At 37.9% G+C, this 16,344-nt stretch carries 17 protein-coding genes, 1 pseudogene and 1 other annotated feature; of the genes and pseudogenes, 15 read left to right on the top strand and 3 right to left on the bottom strand.

The window, feature by feature from the left end; genetic code table 11:
• The first annotated feature begins 63 nt into the window (after positions 1-63).
• From infC to B494_RS0115815, 11 genes and pseudogenes are all read left to right on the top strand, one after another.
• A complete protein-coding gene (infC, locus tag B494_RS0115860; RefSeq protein WP_026065285.1) occupies positions 64-567 on the top strand; it encodes a translation initiation factor IF-3 in 504 nt (167 codons plus the stop codon).
• A gap of 34 nt (positions 568-601) precedes the next feature.
• Positions 602-796 (top strand): 50S ribosomal protein L35, encoded by a 195-nt coding sequence (gene rpmI, locus B494_RS0115855; protein ID WP_017473368.1) that lies wholly within the window; start codon positions 602-604, stop codon positions 794-796.
• A gap of 45 nt (positions 797-841) precedes the next feature.
• Positions 842-1,201 (top strand): 50S ribosomal protein L20, encoded by a 360-nt coding sequence (gene rplT, locus B494_RS0115850; RefSeq protein WP_017473367.1) that lies wholly within the window; start codon positions 842-844, stop codon positions 1,199-1,201.
• Between the two features lie 157 nt (positions 1,202-1,358).
• The gene (locus B494_RS0115845; RefSeq protein ID WP_017473366.1) at positions 1,359-1,619 is read left to right on the top strand and encodes a DUF1294 domain-containing protein; all 261 of its coding nucleotides are present in this window, start codon (positions 1,359-1,361) and stop codon (positions 1,617-1,619) included.
• Between the two features lie 67 nt (positions 1,620-1,686).
• Positions 1,687-2,250: a TVP38/TMEM64 family protein gene (locus B494_RS0115840; protein WP_017473365.1), complete on the top strand. Its 564-nt coding sequence runs from the start codon at positions 1,687-1,689 to the stop codon at positions 2,248-2,250.
• Between the two features lie 25 nt (positions 2,251-2,275).
• A complete protein-coding gene (locus B494_RS0115835; protein ID WP_017473364.1) occupies positions 2,276-2,761 on the top strand; it encodes a dUTP diphosphatase in 486 nt (161 codons plus the stop codon).
• A 68-nt stretch (positions 2,762-2,829) separates the two neighbouring features.
• Positions 2,830-2,975, top strand: a pseudogene (locus B494_RS20870) (IS1595 family transposase); the annotation flags it as partial.
• Between the two features lie 107 nt (positions 2,976-3,082).
• Positions 3,083-3,991, top strand: a complete 909-nt coding sequence (locus B494_RS0115830; RefSeq protein ID WP_017473363.1) for a PhzF family phenazine biosynthesis protein — start codon at positions 3,083-3,085, stop codon at positions 3,989-3,991.
• A 212-nt stretch (positions 3,992-4,203) separates the two neighbouring features.
• Positions 4,204-5,280 carry a M42 family metallopeptidase gene (locus B494_RS0115825; protein ID WP_017473362.1) on the top strand — a complete coding sequence of 359 codons (1,077 nt, stop codon included), beginning with the start codon at positions 4,204-4,206 and terminating at the stop codon, positions 5,278-5,280.
• Positions 5,281-5,576: 296 nt separating this feature from the next.
• Positions 5,577-7,757, top strand: coding sequence for a type IA DNA topoisomerase (locus B494_RS0115820; RefSeq protein ID WP_017473361.1), 2,181 nt, complete (start codon positions 5,577-5,579; stop codon positions 7,755-7,757).
• A gap of 251 nt (positions 7,758-8,008) precedes the next feature.
• Positions 8,009-8,656 carry a thioredoxin domain-containing protein gene (locus tag B494_RS0115815; RefSeq protein ID WP_017473360.1) on the top strand — a complete coding sequence of 216 codons (648 nt, stop codon included), beginning with the start codon at positions 8,009-8,011 and terminating at the stop codon, positions 8,654-8,656.
• Between the two features lie 250 nt (positions 8,657-8,906).
• On the opposite strand, the gene B494_RS0115810 is transcribed toward B494_RS0115815, so the two are convergent.
• Together B494_RS0115810 and sspI are read right to left on the bottom strand one after the other, a co-directional pair.
• Positions 8,907-9,521 carry a lytic transglycosylase domain-containing protein gene (locus tag B494_RS0115810; protein ID WP_017473359.1) on the bottom strand — a complete coding sequence of 205 codons (615 nt, stop codon included), beginning with the start codon at positions 9,519-9,521 and terminating at the stop codon, positions 8,907-8,909.
• A gap of 267 nt (positions 9,522-9,788) precedes the next feature.
• Positions 9,789-10,007, bottom strand: a complete 219-nt coding sequence (sspI, locus tag B494_RS0115805) for a small acid-soluble spore protein SspI (RefSeq protein WP_017473358.1) — start codon at positions 10,005-10,007, stop codon at positions 9,789-9,791.
• 102 nt (positions 10,008-10,109) lie between these two features.
• On the opposite strand from sspI, the gene B494_RS0115800 reads away from it, so the two are divergent.
• From B494_RS0115800 to pheT, 3 genes are all read left to right on the top strand, one after another.
• Positions 10,110-10,853 carry a TrmH family RNA methyltransferase gene (locus tag B494_RS0115800; RefSeq protein ID WP_017473357.1) on the top strand — a complete coding sequence of 248 codons (744 nt, stop codon included), beginning with the start codon at positions 10,110-10,112 and terminating at the stop codon, positions 10,851-10,853.
• Positions 10,854-10,924: 71 nt separating this feature from the next.
• Positions 10,925-11,160, top strand: a binding site (T-box leader).
• Positions 11,161-11,216: 56 nt separating this feature from the next.
• Positions 11,217-12,251 carry a phenylalanine--tRNA ligase subunit alpha gene (gene pheS, locus B494_RS0115795; protein ID WP_017473356.1) on the top strand — a complete coding sequence of 345 codons (1,035 nt, stop codon included), beginning with the start codon at positions 11,217-11,219 and terminating at the stop codon, positions 12,249-12,251.
• 16 nt (positions 12,252-12,267) lie between these two features.
• Positions 12,268-14,694: a phenylalanine--tRNA ligase subunit beta gene (gene pheT / locus B494_RS0115790; RefSeq protein WP_017473355.1), complete on the top strand. Its 2,427-nt coding sequence runs from the start codon at positions 12,268-12,270 to the stop codon at positions 14,692-14,694.
• Positions 14,695-15,029: 335 nt separating this feature from the next.
• Here the strand turns inward: pheT and rnhC are convergent, their stop codons facing one another.
• A complete protein-coding gene (gene rnhC, locus B494_RS0115785; RefSeq protein ID WP_017473354.1) occupies positions 15,030-15,956 on the bottom strand; it encodes a ribonuclease HIII in 927 nt (308 codons plus the stop codon).
• Positions 15,957-16,079: 123 nt separating this feature from the next.
• Here rnhC and zapA point away from each other — a divergent pair, with 123 nt between their 5' ends.
• Positions 16,080-16,343, top strand: a complete 264-nt coding sequence (gene zapA / locus B494_RS0115780) for a cell division protein ZapA (protein ID WP_017473353.1) — start codon at positions 16,080-16,082, stop codon at positions 16,341-16,343.
• Position 16,344: the final 1 nt, after the last annotated feature.

Here is a 16,344-nt window from a genome sequence, read left to right as displayed (position 1 = left end):
TAGCCGGTCATAGTTCATGCCGCTTTTAAAAAATCACGGAGGTGGATGATTATTAGCAAAGATATGAATGTCAATGAGAGTATTCGCGCACGCGAGGTGCGTCTTATTGATTCTAATGGAGATCAACTTGGTGTCAAGTCTCGTCAAGAAGCGTTGGATATTGCAGGAAATCGCAATCTTGATTTAGTGCTTGTTGCTCCAAATGCAAAGCCGCCCGTATGTCGTATTATGGACTACGGTAAGTTTCGCTTTGAACAACAAAAGAAAGATAAAGAAGCGCGTAAAAAGCAAAAGATTATCAATGTCAAAGAGGTGCGCTTAAGCCCAGGTATTGAAGAACATGACTTTAATACCAAACTTCGTAATGCACGCAAGTTCTTAGATAAGGGCGATAAGGTGAAAGTATCGATCCGTTTTAGAGGGCGTGCTATTACACACAAAGACCTTGGTCGTAAAGTGCTAGAACGCATGGCAGAAGAATGTAAAGATCTTTCTACGATTGAACAAAAGCCAAAGATGGAAGGTCGTAGTATGTTCTTGATGCTAGCGCCAGTCAATGAAAAATAAGCTTTAATTTATTTGTTTTAAGGAGGAACTACTCATGCCAAAAATGAAAACACATAAAGGCACACAAAAACGTTTTAAAAGAACAGGTTCTGGGAAGCTTAAACGCTCTCATGCATACACAAGCCACATGTTTGCCAACAAATCACAAAAACAAAAACGTAAGTTACGTAAAAGTGCTCTTGTTTCTGCAGGCGATCAAAAACGTATTGATCAAATGTTACCAAGATAATAAAATGCACCAGATATTCGGTTAGATATATAGGAGGGAATTATTATGGCACGTGTTAAAGGTGGAACAGTTACACGTAAGCGTCGTAAACGCATATTAAAATTAGCTAAAGGTTATTATGGTTCAAAACACGCCCTATTTAAAGTGGCAAAACAACAAGTATGGAAATCAGGTCAATATGCATACCGTGACCGCAAACAGAAAAAGCGTGACTTCCGTAAGTTATGGATTTCTCGTATTAATGCTGCGGCACGTATGAATGATCTCTCATATAGTCGTTTAATGCATGGCTTAAAATTAGCTGGTATTGAAGTGAACCGTAAAATGCTTTCAGAACTAGCAATTTCTGATCAACAAGCATTTTCACAACTAGCTGATCAAGCTAAAACCGCATTAAATAAATAATATTTATAACATTCAAGAGTTGTTTCTTCCTATAAGAAACAGCTCTTTTCCGTATTTAAATGGTTAATTACATGTTTACACGACGTTCGGGACGCTTTATCTCGTGACTGGCGTCTGTTATAATGAACAAGCAGTTTAAAAAAAGAGAGGTTAGGCAATGAAAGTGATCATTGGCTATTTAATTGGCATAAACATAATAGGTCTAATCATAATGAAGATAGACAAAAAACGAGCTAAACAAAATAAGTGGCGTATCCCTGAACAACGCATATGGTTGATCAGTTTACTAGGTGGCTCGTTAGGGACGATTTTCGGCATGAATTATTATCGACACAAAACGAACCATATTCAGTTCAGGATTGGTCTTCCTTTAATTTTTGTTGTGCAAATGATTGGATTAATGTGGATATATCGCTAAGAAGCTTGACATAATGAACTGTCTCTTATCATAAATTGAAGAGACACTGAAGGGAGGCTAAATTGTAATGGATGAAATAGAACACTATATTGCTATACTGAGAGATACACATCTCCTTATCGCTCCATTGCTATTTATTCTATTACATGTTATTCGCCCTATATTATTTATACCTGTCGTACTAATTTTTATTGCGGGTGGTTTAATCTTTGGTATTATACCTGGGATTATCTTATCAATCATCGGAGTTGTCCTTTCAAGTGCATTATTTTATAAATTGGCACAAATTATGCCATCGATTACGAAACGCTTAATCCGTATGAAAACTAAATTGATTGGTCAGGATACACATATGACGACTGGGCAAATCGCTATTTTAAGGTTAATTCCATTTATTCATTATCATCTGTTATCCTTTTTATTATATGAATCAACCAAGAATTTTCGTTCTTATATGGAAGCATCATTTTATACTGTCATTCCAATGGCGATTATTTATACAGCAATTGGTCAGTCAATTACTAATTTTTCACCGATGATTATGACCGGAATGATCATTGCCTTACTTCCACTATTTTTCTTGTTTAGAAAGAAGGAGAATGGTGTGAGTGTTAGACAATTTCTAAGATAACAGTGAGTAGAAGGGATGTTTATTTGTGAATTGGAATGAATTATTTGAGATGCAACAACAGCTAGATCAATACATTGAATCAAATCACAACGTCACTGATCAACAATTATTTGATCGCAAAATATTGGCTTTATTTGTTGAATTAGGCGAACTAGCAAATGAAACCAGATGTTTTAAGTTTTGGAGTCTAAAGGAACCTAGTCCACGTGACGTTATATTGGAAGAATACGTTGATGGTATTCATTTTATTTTGTCTTTGGGGTTAGATAAAGGCTTTCAGATAAAGCATGTTGATGCTTTACCATTTAGTGGAGAGCTTACTGACCTATTTAATCAACTCTATCGTGCCATTGATTATTTCAGAGATGATCAGACACAAGCCAGTTATTTAACTGTATTCGGTTTATTCTTAACATTAGGCGAGCAACTAACCTTTACGCCTGAAGACATAAAAGCAGCGTATTTAAGTAAAAATGAAGTTAATTTCAAGCGTCAAGACGAGCAGTATTAATTTACTAAGCTCGTCTTTTTATTTTGGTTCTGTTAAAGTTTGTTGTTGATAAGTTGCAACTAAATAAGAACAATTACCTTGCTTGGTTTCAAGTTATTGAATCAATTCAACATAAAAAAATGCGTTCATTATGAATGACTTGATGGTTAAAGGGAATTTAATACAAAATATAGAAACATATGATACACTTAGGTTAACTCGGTTCGCGATATAAACATTTCTTCTTGTTCAACTAACGCTCTGTTTGTTTAATGAAAAGTAAGAAAGTAATGGTAAAGTTATAAAAATATCTAATTTGAACTTAGGGGGGGGGAATGGCGTATGAAGTCAATTACTGTTTATCATTATGATGCGTTTTGTAAAGAACCGAATAAGGGGAATCCTGCGGGAGTTGTTTTAAATGGTGATGGATTAACAGATAGAGAGATGCAGAAAATTGCTTTCAAAGTCGGATTTAATGAGACTGCTTTTTCAATGAAATCAGGTGTAGCTGACTTTAGAATACGGTTTTTCACACCAGGGCATGAAATGAACTTATGTGGTCATGCAACAATGGCAACTGTTTATGCTTTAAAAAGCAAAGGGCTATTGGAAGATAAAGCAGAGCTAACCATTGAAACTAACGCTGGCATTCTACCGATTAAAATTGCGTCATCTGATAATAGTGAAATTGATATAACAATGAAACAGGCTTCTCCTCAATTCAAGGAATTTACGGGGTCAAAAGAAGATTTAGCAAACGCAGTAGGATTAAATGAGTCAGACCTTCATGCTAATTTACCAATACTTTATGGAACTACAGGTACTTGGACGCTGCTATTACCGATAAAACAACTTGATGCTTTTCAAAACATGCAACCCAATAATAAGCAGTTTCCTGATATTTTAAAGGAAATCCCTAAATCATCCGTCCATCCTTTTTGTCTGGAAACGTATGATGCTAAAGCTGATATGCACGCTCGACACTTCTCCTCACCATATTCAGGAACAATTGAAGATGCGGTCACTGGTACTGCTTCAGGGGTGATGGGAGCTTTCTATGCGAAATACATTAAAAACAATTTTACAGAACCTCCTGAACCTCTCACCCTTACAGTTGAGCAAGGCCATGAAATGGGAAAAGATGGTCGGGTTGTAGTACAGGTTTCTAAAAAAAGTGAATCATTTGATGTTCAGATTACTGGAAATGCTGTCTTTGTTAAAGATTTTCAAGTTTTGTTAAAAGATTAGCGTTTGTGAATTTACTCCCTTAAAGTGACAGCTGTGTTAGTTTAATAAGTCAATATTACAGAAATGAAACGCCCGAATTTATTAGATTCCTATTTTTTTACTAATATCAACATTAAACTTTAACAGTGCCCGTATTTACATAATGTGTGAGACTTTAGTTCTTGATTTAATTACGCTATAATGAAATGGATATTAAAGGAGGCCGTCCATAGATGAATGATAAATTAACCATGTTTAAGGAATTAACAGAAGCAAATGGAATTTCAGGCAATGAGCGTGAAGCGCGAGAAGTGATGAAAAAGCATATTGAGCCTTATGCAACAGAGGTTTATACTGATCATTTAGGCAGTTTAATTGCTAAAAAGATAGGTCAAAGAACGGGTCCTAAAGTAATGGTTGCAGGCCATTTGGATGAAATTGGTTTAATGGTGACACGGATTGATGATAATGGCTTTTTATATTTTCAAACGATTGGTGGCTGGTGGAATCAAGTCATGTTGGCTCAGCGTGTCACGGTTACAACAACGTCTGGGAATATTGTCGGGGTGATCGGTTCTAAGCCTCCTCATATTATGCCAGCTGAAGCACGGAAGAAACCCTATGATATAAAAGACATGTTTATTGATATTGGTGCAACAAGCAAAGAAGAAGCGGAATCATTTGGCGTTCGACCAGGTGATGCGGTCGTTCCTTATTTTGAATTTCAACCGATGAAAAATGAAAAACTATTACTCGCTAAAGCTTGGGATAATCGAATAGGATGTGCGGTTGCGATTGAAGTATTAAAGCAATTAAAGGAAGTCGAGCATCCCAATGTGGTGTATGGTGTTGGAACCGTTCAAGAAGAAGTGGGTTTGCGTGGGGCAAAGACCTCAGCTTATGCGATTCAACCTGATATTGCTTTTGCTATAGATACGGGGATAGCAGGGGACACACCTGGTATTTCGGCTAAAGATGCCGATAGTAAACTAGGTTATGGTCCGCAAGTTATTATTTATGATGCATCAATGATTTCTCATAAAGGCTTACGTGATTTTGTAATAGAAACGGCAGATCGTGCAGAGATTCCTTATCAATATGCAACGATTGCAGCAGGTGGAACCGATAGTGGTTCAATTCACTTAACCGCAAATGGCGTCCCTGCGTTATCAATTGGTATTGCGACGCGTTATATCCATTCACATGCAGGTATTTTACATCAAGACGACTTTGATCATGCGGTTAAATTGATTGTTGAAGTTATCAAAGGATTGGATGCAGACACGGTCAAACAAATTACGTTCAATTAAATTAAGCCTTAAATATCGATAACACCTATTAGAGATTTCTGATCTTTTTAATAGGTGTTTTTTATCACAGATAACCGCCCACCATAAAAATAAAGCTGATCTATTTAGGTGGGAGCTAAACGGACGGTAATGTCCTGATTCACTCAGCTAGTAATCAGCGGGAGAAAAACGCCCCCCGATTGATTGGAGATGCATTTTGTTTTCACTAAGTAAAGACAAAGTTCTCATGATATAATATAGAAGCGACCGTGTGTTCGTAAGTGTTTTAAAAGGATGTTCAAGATTGGAGAGTAATAATGAAATTATTTGTTGCAGAGAAACCATCTGTTGCTAAAAATATTGCTGACGCATTAGATGTAAGACATAAAAGAGACGGCTATTATGAAGGGGATAACTATCTTGTTACATGGGCATTTGGTCATCTGCTAGAGTTATATGATGCTAAAGACTATGATGAAACGATGGCGCGTTGGAAGATTGATAACTTCCCATTTATTCCACCGGCATTTCAATATAAAGTGAAAACCAATCCTCGCAATCGCCAACGCCGTGATTCTGGTGCAGCTAAGCAGTTGAAAACGATCCATTCACTTATTCGGAGACGTGATGTCGAATCGATCATATCAGCTTGTGATTATGATCGGGAGGGTCAGCTGATTGGCGATAGCATTATCTACAATAGTAAAACCAAGAAACCTGTCTATCGCTTGTTATTAAATGAATGGACACCAAAGGAAATTGAGCGAGGTATGGAAAATCTTAGACCAAATACAGAATTGAAGCCATTGCTTGATGCTGGTCTGAGTCGACAATGGACCGATTGGGTGATTGGTATCAACTTAACCTCAGTGTCAACTTTAAAATTCCAAAAGGGAAGGGGCAAAGTACTCAATATCGGTAGAGTTCTATTGCCAACGTTAAAGATCATTTACGATCGTGATCTTGACATTGAACAATTTAAACCTGAGGCTTATTTTAAACTAGTTGCCACATTTGAAACGCAAGATAAACAAACGTATCAAGGCGTATATACCGAGGAGAGTGATAAATTTCCGGAACAGTCGGTGCTTGAAGCGATTGAAAACAAAGTGAAAAATGGACAAGCTCTTGTCATTGATAAACAAGTAGAACGAAAAAAAGAATTACCGCCATTTTTATTTAACCTTTCCCATTTACAAGGGTATATCACCAATAAATTCAAAGGCTGGACCTCTGATAAGGTATTAAAAATAGCACAATCTTTATACGAAAAAAAATATATTACATATCCGAGAACGTCAAGCACAGCACTTGAAGAAAGTCTTGTAGCTAAGACTGCTAAAGTCGTAGAAGTTCATAGTAAAGACCTCCCCTATAAGGAAGAGATTCATTATCGTAAAAGTAAGCGTGTGTTTAATAATGCTAAAGTTGATAGTCATAGCGCAATTATTCCTACTTATCTTGTGCCAAGTCGCTTATCAGCTGATGAACGACTTGTCTATACGGCGATAAAAAATCGTTTAATCATGCAATTTATGCCGATTGCTGAGTACGAGGAAACCGAAGTGAAGACAAAGCTTGTTGGCGAGCCATTAAAAGGCATTTTTTATTCGAAAGGCAAGGTGCAAATCAATGAAGGTTGGAAGAAAGTTGAACATATGCAATCAAAGGAAATCCGTCTTCCACAGATTGAATTAAATGATACGGTACATGTTGTTGAAACCGTGTTATCTTCTCATATGACAAAACCACCGAAGAAGCATACAGAGCGAACATTGCTACGGGTAATGGAAAGCTGTGGCAAGCGTGTTAAAGAGATTGAAAATCAAATTGACGCCCCTTATTCTGGAGAGGTTTTACAAGGATATAGCATCGGCACACCTGCAACCCGTGCTGAAACAATAAAAAAATTAATTGATGTTGACTATATTAAAAGAGAGCAAAAAACACTAACATGTACTTCATTAGGAAGGAAGTTGGTAGAATCTTTCCCGATCAAACAATTATTTGATCTCAACTTCACAGGTCGTTTGGAAAAATCATTATTTGATATTGAGAGGAGCAGTATTTCAAAACAAACGTATTTAGCTGAAGTGTATGCATTTACCAAGCAAGCAGTCGAAACACTTAAACAGACGAAGGGATTAACAATTAGAGAAATGTCTGGTTCAGCCAAGTCAAGTGTGACTAAAGAAGTTATTGGTAAATGCCCAGTCTGTGGTCATCCTGTGGTAGAAGGGGACAAGGGCTTTGGCTGTAGCAATTGGAAGAATGGTTGCTCATTTGTATTATGGAAGTATGATAAATTTCTCGCAACAATGAAAAAACGTGTGACCAAGACAATGGCGAAAACGCTGCTTGCTAATGGTAGTGTCTACGTCAAAGATTTAACAAATAAGCAAGGGAAAAAGTTCAATGCTTACTTAGCTTACCTTAAAAAGCCCGATAGTAAATATTTCAGTTGGGACATGCGGTTTGATAAAGATGATAGATTTTAGAATGATACCTGTGGTTAGGACACTTGGAAAAAGTGATTTCACTACAGGTAATTTTTAATATCCACAGCTTTTTCTTAATCATTTCAATTACTACTATAATATTATTTGATTATAAGTATAGTTAAAAGAATGTATAAGTAATGTAATTTTATGTAGATGTTTGTCTAACGAATCCTGTTGATATTTTTAAAAATACATTTATACTAGATATAATAGTGGAAATATATGTATTGAACAGGGAGGACAATAAGGTGAAGAAATACTTGATTATCTCTTGCATGGTCATTGCTGGATTGTCTATATTATTAATGATTCGTTACTTAGAGACAAGTAAAACGGAAACGGTTAATCAAGATGAAGATGTCACTTATCAGACAGCGCCGATTGAAGAACAAACCCTTGTTTATATTGGGGAGGAAGATGCGGATAATGAACTTTTATTTGTATTTGATTATTCTTGTCCTTGGTGTAAAGTATGGTTAGAAGAAGTCTATCCAGCATTAGAAACAGATTACATTCAAGAAGGAACACTTAAATTTCGCGCGCAATCAATGGTTTACTTAAATGAGGCGTCACTGTTACTATCAAATATTGATCAAAATTTAAAAAGTTATTTGCCTGACCAATATGAGTCCGTGTTTAAGCAAGTGGTGGCTGATGCTGATTTTGAACAAGAGGTACCAAGCGATTGGGGGACCACATCATATATTGAAGCATTAATTGATGACTATCAATTAGATCGAGAATTACTCTTGCAAGAACCTGAGATTGATGCGATCTCAGTGACTAGAAAATACACACGTGAACTTGAAATTGATTCCGTTCCAACGGTGTTTGTGAATGGCGTTAGAATCGACGATTTATTTGACATCGATGCGATTATAGCTGAGATAAAATAATAATGTTCAAACATAAGGACTTCACCTGTTTTTTATAGATAACCGTTCGTAAAATGTCCGTTGAAAAGTTATATTTTAGTGATTATTTAGCTAACGGATGCTAATGTCCTCATTTATTCAACTTTCAATCAGTGGGAGGAGAACGTCCCTTCACGAATTGAAAGTTTGTTTTATATGTTAGTGCCAAGATAAAGCCTGCCTAAACCGAAGATGGAGTCTTTGGTTTAGGCAGGCCAACACGCTATTTCAATTATACGATTTGTTGATTGAGAACTTTTTTTACGTAATTTTGGGTTTCAGTAAATGGTGGGATACCATTATATTTATCGACATTACCTGGTCCTGCATTGTATGCAGCTAAAGCTAGCGTTGTATTGCCATTATAACGGTTAAGCATTTGGCGTAAATATTTCGTTCCGCCGAAAATGTTCTGTTTTGCATCAAATGCATCTGTTACCCCGAGGCCTCTTGCCGTCTGTGGCATCAATTGCATATAACCTTGGGCACCAGCGTGACTAACCGCATGCTGATTGAAATTAGATTCGGTTTTAATCACTGATCGAATTAAGCTTTCGTCAACTTGATAAGTTGAAGCGGCTTCTTTTATAATTGCATCAATATCTTTGGAAATATTAGCTTGAACGGGTGAGCTTACAGCGCTCGTTTGTTCCAATAATGAAGGTTTACCATCTAAGATTTCACGTATTGACATCGTATTCGTTTGATTTACACCGATATTGCCAGTGTCCTGTAATGCATATTGAAACATATTTTGGAAAAGATCGGATGACTGATTTTGATCAGTCGTTCTAAAGTTACTGATGGCTTGTGTCTGCATCATCGTTTGCAAAAGTCGAATGTCCATTTTTCTGCCCCTTACCCAACGTCTTTATTAGTTTAAGTTTAATGCAAACTTCTACAAATAGCAACATGAAAAAAGACACTTTTCTCACAGATAAGCATCTGGAAAATGCCTGTCTCAAAAAAGAGCGTCGTGTCCATCTCGTTAGGGGGGGCGATAACGGTCGTTCATGTCCTTATTCACTTAACGAACAATCAGTGGGAGAAGAGCAAAAAACACCCACTGATTGAAGGTTCGTATGATTAGTTAAAGTGTCTTTGGTATAGAGTATTAGGCACCGACGTGTTGTACACCACGTTCAAGCAGTTCTAACATCTCACTTTTCTCACTTTCATCAGATTGTTGCCAAATCATTTCAAACAGTACGCCTAGACCGGGTAACATCTTTTCTTCACCGCTTTGTATCGCATCAACAATGGTCGCTTCTAACTCTTCTTGACTGTTATCGGAAACATTAGCTAAAATCGCTTTTCTAAGATTAAGATCCATGCAATCACCTCTTTTCACTTACATACTCTGAAAAATAGTTTGACCCAGTTATCTATAAATATGTATGATTGAACAAGAATATCTAGCTAAAGGATGAAGATGATGATTACATCGGTTAAAAATGAAACGATAAAAAATTGGGCAAAATTACATCAAAAGAAATATCGTGAACAAGAGCAATCTTTTATAGTAGAAGGAATGCACCTTGTTGAGGAGGCAATTAAAAGTGATTGGATAGTAGAACGGCTTATTGTGCAAGAAGGCGTTACTTTTCCATTTGAAACGGAAGAAATACCTGTGACCGTTGTTGCAAATAACGTATTGAGTTATTTGGCACAAACAAAGTCACCTCAAGGTATTTTAGCAATTGTAAAAATGAATCCATTCAATCCGAAAGTCATTGATCGTATTTTAATGCTTGATGCGGTACAAGATCCAGGTAATTTGGGTACGATGATTCGAACCGCAGATGCAGCCGGTTTTGATCAAGTGATCTTAGGAGAAGGGACGGTTGATTTATATAATGATAAAGTGGTACGGGCTTCACAAGGTTCGCTTTTCCATTTGCCCATTGTTAAGAGAAACTTAACAGAAGAAATTGAAGGCCTTCAGCAACAAGGCGTTGTGGTCTGTGCTTCTACTTTACAACAAGCTGAGCCGATTCAATCCCTTGATTTAGCTGAGAAAATGGCACTGATTGTTGGGAATGAAGGAAGTGGGATAGCATCATCGTTGTTAGAATTAGCGGATAAACGTGTTCATATCCCAATCTATGGTCAAGCTGAATCACTTAATGTCAGTATTGCTGCTGCTATTATGATGTACCAATTCGTCTTAGGTAAATAAAAATCTAAAAAAATCAAACAAAGAGTTGCATCTTAACGGTTAGTTTTCTATAATAAGACAAAGATGAATAAGAAAAAGCAACGAAAGAGTCAGTAGGCTTTTTATCAGCAATGTTTAGGGACGTCCTGTCACGACTGAGAGCAGGCGCATTGTAAAAGGCTGAACCTTCACTCTGGAGCAGACGTTCGGGACCTTGATCTCATCAAGTAAGAGCGTACCGGATTAATCATCCGTTATAACAATCAAGTGGGCAAAGTCAACTTTGTCAACAAGGGTGGTACCGCGATATCAAAGCCTCGTCCCTTTTTATAGGGATAGAGGCTTTTTATAATGAAAAAAATTGATTATTAAGGAGGCAGTTCAATGCAAGAGAAATTACAAGCATTACAAACAGAAGCGCTAGAACACGTGGAACAGGCAAAGACGTTAGCTGATTTACAAAACGTTCGTGTCTCTTACCTTGGAAAAAAAGGCCCGATTACAGAGGTGCTAAGAGGGATGGGGAAACTATCACCTGAAGAACGTCCAGTTATTGGTGAGTTGGCTAATAAAGTTCGTGAAGCGATCACTGAAGCACTTGATACAAAAAAACAAAACTTAGAAGAGGCAGCGTTAAATGAGCAACTAAAATCTGAAACCATTGATGTAACATTGCCTGGACGCCCTGTTCAAGTTGGAGGATCCCATCTCCTGACAGACATTGTTACCGAGATCGAAGATTTATTTATCGGCATGGGCTTTGAAGTTAGAGAAGGTCCAGAGGTAGAAACGGATTATTACAATTTTGAAGCCTTAAATCTACCAAAAGATCATCCCGCTCGTGATATGCAGGATTCATTTTATATTACTGAAGAGCTGTTATTACGAACACACACCTCACCCGTACAAGCACGAACAATGGGTGAATACAAGGGCAATAAACCAGTAAAAATGATTTGTCCGGGTAAAGTATACCGCCGTGATACTGATGATGCAACACACTCACATCAATTTACTCAGGTAGAAGGTTTATATGTTGATAAGGATGTGCGCATGAGTGATTTGAAAGGTGTCCTTAATCAATTTGCTAAACAATTTTTTGGAGAAGAGCGAGAAATTCGGCTACGCCCAAGCTTTTTCCCATTTACAGAACCTTCTGTGGAAATGGATATTTCATGTAAAGTTTGTCATGGAGAAGGTTGTTCCGTTTGTAAAAAAACAGGATGGATTGAAATCTTGGGTGGGGGTATGGTTCACCCTGATGTTTTAGAAATGGCGGGGTATGATCCTGAAGTATATAGTGGTTTTGCTTTTGGGATGGGCCCTGAACGGATTGCGATGCTAAAATACGGTGTTGATGATATTCGCCATTTTTATACAAACGATGTCCGATTCTTAAAACAATATCATCAAGTTTAATTAAGGAGGAAGAAACGTGCTTGTATCGTTAAATTGGTTAAAACAATATGTTGATTTAGGTGGTCACACACCAGAAGCATTAGCAGATAAAATAACAAAAACAGGTATTGAAGTAGAAGATATAACTTATATTGCTGAAAAGAGCAATCATGTCGTGGTTGGCTATGTGGAAACGTGTGAGCAACATCCAAATGCAGATAAGCTCAATTTATGTCAAGTTAATATTGGTAACGAGACGTTACAAATTATTTGTGGAGCAGCTAATATAGCAGCTGGACAAAAGGTTGCAGTTGCTAAGCCAGGAGCTGTCTTGCCAGGCAATTTTAAAATAAAAAAAGCTAAGCTTCGTGGCATCGAATCAAACGGTATGATTTGTTCGCTACAGGAATTAGGAATAGCCGAACAATATGTACCGAAAGAGTTTGCAGAAGGTATTTTCGTATTTCCTAATGATACTGAAGTAGGGCGTGACGTAACTGACTATTTGAATTTAGATGATGTCATTTTGGAACTTGGTTTAACACCAAACCGCTCTGACGCATTAAGTATGCTAGGCGTAGCTTATGAGGTCGCGGCGATTTTAAATGAGAAAGTAACGTTGCCAGATGAAACACTACAAACGATTGAGGAAAAAGCATCGGATCATGTATCAATTAAAGTTGAGGCAACGGATGACAATCCTTATTACGGTGCTTTTTTAATTAAAGATATTAAAGTCGGTCCTTCGCCATTATGGATGCGCAATTTTTTAATCGCTGCTGGAATTCGTCCAATTAATAACGTCGTTGATATTACCAATTATGTGTTGCTGGAGTATGGCCAGCCACTTCATGCTTTTGATTTTGATCAATTTGGATCAAATCAAGTGGTAGTTCGTCGCGCCAAAGATCAAGAAGAAATCAAGACCTTAGATGATCAAAGCCGTGAATTAACGACTGAACACTTAGTAATTACGAATGGTTCTCAGCCAACCGCTCTTGCGGGTGTGATGGGAGGCGCTGACTCTGAAGTGACAGAGCAAACGACAACCGTTTTATTAGAAGCAGCCTATTTTGATGGAAAACGTGTTCGGATCGCAGCCAAAGATCATCAATTACGTAGTGAGTCAAGCATCCGCTTTGAAAAAGGTGTAGATCCGAATCGTGTCAGACGAGCGGGTGTAAGAGCCGCCCAGTTATTGGCTAAATATGCGGGTGGTCAAGTTTTATCTGGTGTAGCGGCTTACGATCAGCTTGATTGCACAGAGAAACAAGTAGTTATTACTACCGATCGGATTAATGCACGGTTAGGTACGGAAATTAATGATGATGAAATAGCGATTATTTTAGAAAAGCTAGCCTTTGACTATGAGCAGTCAGGAGCTACGTTTACTGTAACGATTCCTACGCGTCGCCAAGACATTACCATCTTTGAAGATATGTTAGAAGAAATCGCTCGTATTTATGGCTATGATAACCTCGCTTATACCTTACCACAAGGTAGTCAGCAAGCTGGTCGTTTAACAAACCAACAACGACTCAAACGCGCTGTTAAGCAATATCTTGAAAGCACCGGACTTAATGAAGCGATCACGTATTCTTTAACAACGACGGAACGTTCACAAATGTTAGTGAGTCCTGAAGTTGCACAATTTGCGGTTTCACCGGTGAGGTTATCGATGCCAATGAGTGAAGAACACAGTACGTTACGTTTAAGCTTATTACCGGAAATGCTAGCTGCAATCGCTTATAACAATGCTAGAAAACAGGACGATATCGGTTACTATGAAGTAGGAAGTATCTTTGCTTCACAAGAAGAGCAAATCTCTGTTCAACCTAAGGAAAAATGGCGAGTTAGTGGTGCGGTTACTGGGAAATGGTTACACCATCCATGGCAACAAGAAGCGAAGAACGTTGACTTCTATGTTGTAAAAGGGATAGTGGAAGGATTATTTGCACGGTTAGCGATTCGCCCAACTTTTCGACAAGTAGAGCTAACAGATATGCATCCAGGACGTACCGCACAAATCTTTATTGATGATGCACCTGTCGGATTTATTGGTCAAATACATCCACGTGTGCAAAAAACATTTGATATTAAGGAAACCTATGTTTTTGATCTCGATTTAGATCATATATTTGCGATTCATGACCAAGAGCCTAATTTTGAGAAGATTCCACGTTATCCATCGATTTCACGCGATATTGCGCTTGTGGTGGATGAACGCATCTCTGCTGGGGAAGTGGAAGCAACGATTGCAGGGGCAGCTGGTGATTTGCTAAAGCAGGTCAATGTCTTCGATGTTTATCAAGGCGAGCACTTAGAAGCTGGAATGAAATCACTTGCATTTAACTTGCTTTATCTTGATCCAGAACGCACGTTAACAGATGATGAGGTTGAAGCCTCCTATCAAACGATATTAGCTGCGGTTAAAGAAAGTCATAATGCGCAGTTAAGAGCATAAAAAGCTATTTGTTATATGTCGTTCATTTTGAGGGAATTACCTTGAAATGAACGACATTTTTTATCACAGATAATCGTTCGAAAAAAGGCCCGCCTCCAAATAAATGAGCTCAGCTCTTTATTTGAAGGCGGGTCTAACGGATGACACTCATGTTCTGATTCACTCAACGCCCCATCAGTGAGCGAGTGAGATCGCAGACTAAAAACCGCCAAAGGATTACAGACTAAGACCGCCACGTCCTGTGGCAACGTCTGCATGACCTACATCCTGTAGGCCCACGTCTGCATGCTTTTACGTCCTATAGCCTTACGCCCACTGATTGAAGGGTCGTTTTATTAATAATTTTGTGCTTTTTTAGTGTTCGCAAAGTGAACCTTGGCGACCTGATCCAAGTATGCTTTGCCTTTTTTACTAATAATGTGGCTAGCCACTTGATCAACTTTGGCAGAGGCGCCTTTTGGCAATGTTAAGCCTGCCTGTTTACTCAGTAAATCAATTTTTTTAACAAAGCTTGCACGTGCAATAATCGATGCCGCTGCAACAGCAATGGAGTGACTTTCTGCTTTAGTGACAAAGTAAGTGGATCTCGGCAATGTTTTCTGTTCTTTTTGTAGATGTTTAATATATACATCTGGTTGTGAAAATTGATCAATTAAGATACCGTCCGGTTTTGTTGGTGCGATCTTGCTTAAGACATTTTCGATGGCTGTATGGTGAAGCATTGTTTTCATCTTCCCTTGTGTCCAGCCTTTGTTTTGAAGTTGGTTGTATTTAGGATTATCCAAGATGACCAGTGAATAGGGTGTATCGATTAATAAAAGCTGTTGAGCGATGTGTTGAATCGATTGATCGGTTAAGTGCTTTGAATCCCGTACACCTAATTCTTTTAATAGCTCAATTTGATCTGCTCTTACATAGGCAGCAGCCACTGTTATAGGTCCGAAATAATCACCGGTACCGGCTTCATCTGATCCAATTAATGATTGATGAAATAAGGATGGATCAGGGTGATAGGCATGGGTGTTTTTTTTCTTCGTTGCTTTTGACGTGGAGGGTGTTTCCGTTCCTGCCCATTTTTCAGCTTCGATCTCTGGTTGACTTCCTTGAAAGAGGACCTTCCCTGATTTATAGGCTGTTATCGTTGTAGAAGCGGTTTTTGCAGAAAAAACGGCTCCCGGAGGTGTTGCTTTTTCAACAGATTGGTATGCTTGCTTCATTTCTAATAAGGTCTGTTCCGACACATTAAGTACAATTTGCCCCATAAGAACTCCTTTGAAAATATAATATCTTTTATTATAGCAAAGAAACTATTAAGAGAATAGTTTCCTAAATCAACATGTTCATGTTAAGATAAATATTAGGATTTGATAGAAGGGGGAATTTGTGTGTCCCAAGCAAAAAAAACACGGACGACCGTTGATATATATGGTAGAACGTATACGATATTAGGTGAAGAAAATGTCCATCATATGCGCGTCGTTGCCAGCATGGTTGATGATAAAATGCGAGATATTTATCAAGCAAACAAAAGCTTAGATACTACGCGATTGGCAGTGTTAACGGCTGTTAACACCGTTAATGATTATTTGAAATTAAAACAAGAACATGAAGATTTGTTAAAAAAAATAGAAGAGAAAGAGGATTTGTAGA

Origin of the sequence: Amphibacillus jilinensis Y1 (assembly GCF_000306965.1) — a bacterium.
Classification (GTDB): Bacteria; Bacillota; Bacilli; order Bacillales; family Amphibacillaceae; genus Amphibacillus_C; species Amphibacillus_C jilinensis.
The sequence above is the reverse complement of the archived record's forward strand: the minus strand, read 5'-3'. Positions and strand labels throughout refer to the sequence as shown.

Bases quoted from the DNA above. Each gene is read 5' to 3' on its own strand.
- infC (WP_026065285.1), top strand. From the start codon at position 64: ATGAATGTCAATGAGAGTATTCGCGCACGCGAGGTGCGTCTTATTGAT.
- rpmI (WP_017473368.1), top strand. From the start codon at position 602: ATGCCAAAAATGAAAACACATAAAGGCACACAAAAACGTTTTAAAAGA.
- rplT (WP_017473367.1), top strand. From the start codon at position 842: ATGGCACGTGTTAAAGGTGGAACAGTTACACGTAAGCGTCGTAAACGC.
- B494_RS0115845 (WP_017473366.1), top strand. From the start codon at position 1,359: ATGAAAGTGATCATTGGCTATTTAATTGGCATAAACATAATAGGTCTA.
- B494_RS0115840 (WP_017473365.1), top strand. From the start codon at position 1,687: ATGGATGAAATAGAACACTATATTGCTATACTGAGAGATACACATCTC.
- B494_RS0115830 (WP_017473363.1), top strand. From the start codon at position 3,083: ATGAAGTCAATTACTGTTTATCATTATGATGCGTTTTGTAAAGAACCG.
- B494_RS0115825 (WP_017473362.1), top strand. From the start codon at position 4,204: ATGAATGATAAATTAACCATGTTTAAGGAATTAACAGAAGCAAATGGA.
- B494_RS0115820 (WP_017473361.1), top strand. From the start codon at position 5,577: ATGAAATTATTTGTTGCAGAGAAACCATCTGTTGCTAAAAATATTGCT.
- B494_RS0115810 (WP_017473359.1), bottom strand. From the start codon at position 9,521: ATGGACATTCGACTTTTGCAAACGATGATGCAGACACAAGCCATCAGT.
- sspI (WP_017473358.1), bottom strand. From the start codon at position 10,007: ATGGATCTTAATCTTAGAAAAGCGATTTTAGCTAATGTTTCCGATAAC.
- B494_RS0115800 (WP_017473357.1), top strand. From the start codon at position 10,110: ATGATTACATCGGTTAAAAATGAAACGATAAAAAATTGGGCAAAATTA.
- pheS (WP_017473356.1), top strand. From the start codon at position 11,217: ATGCAAGAGAAATTACAAGCATTACAAACAGAAGCGCTAGAACACGTG.
- rnhC (WP_017473354.1), bottom strand. From the start codon at position 15,956: ATGGGGCAAATTGTACTTAATGTGTCGGAACAGACCTTATTAGAAATG.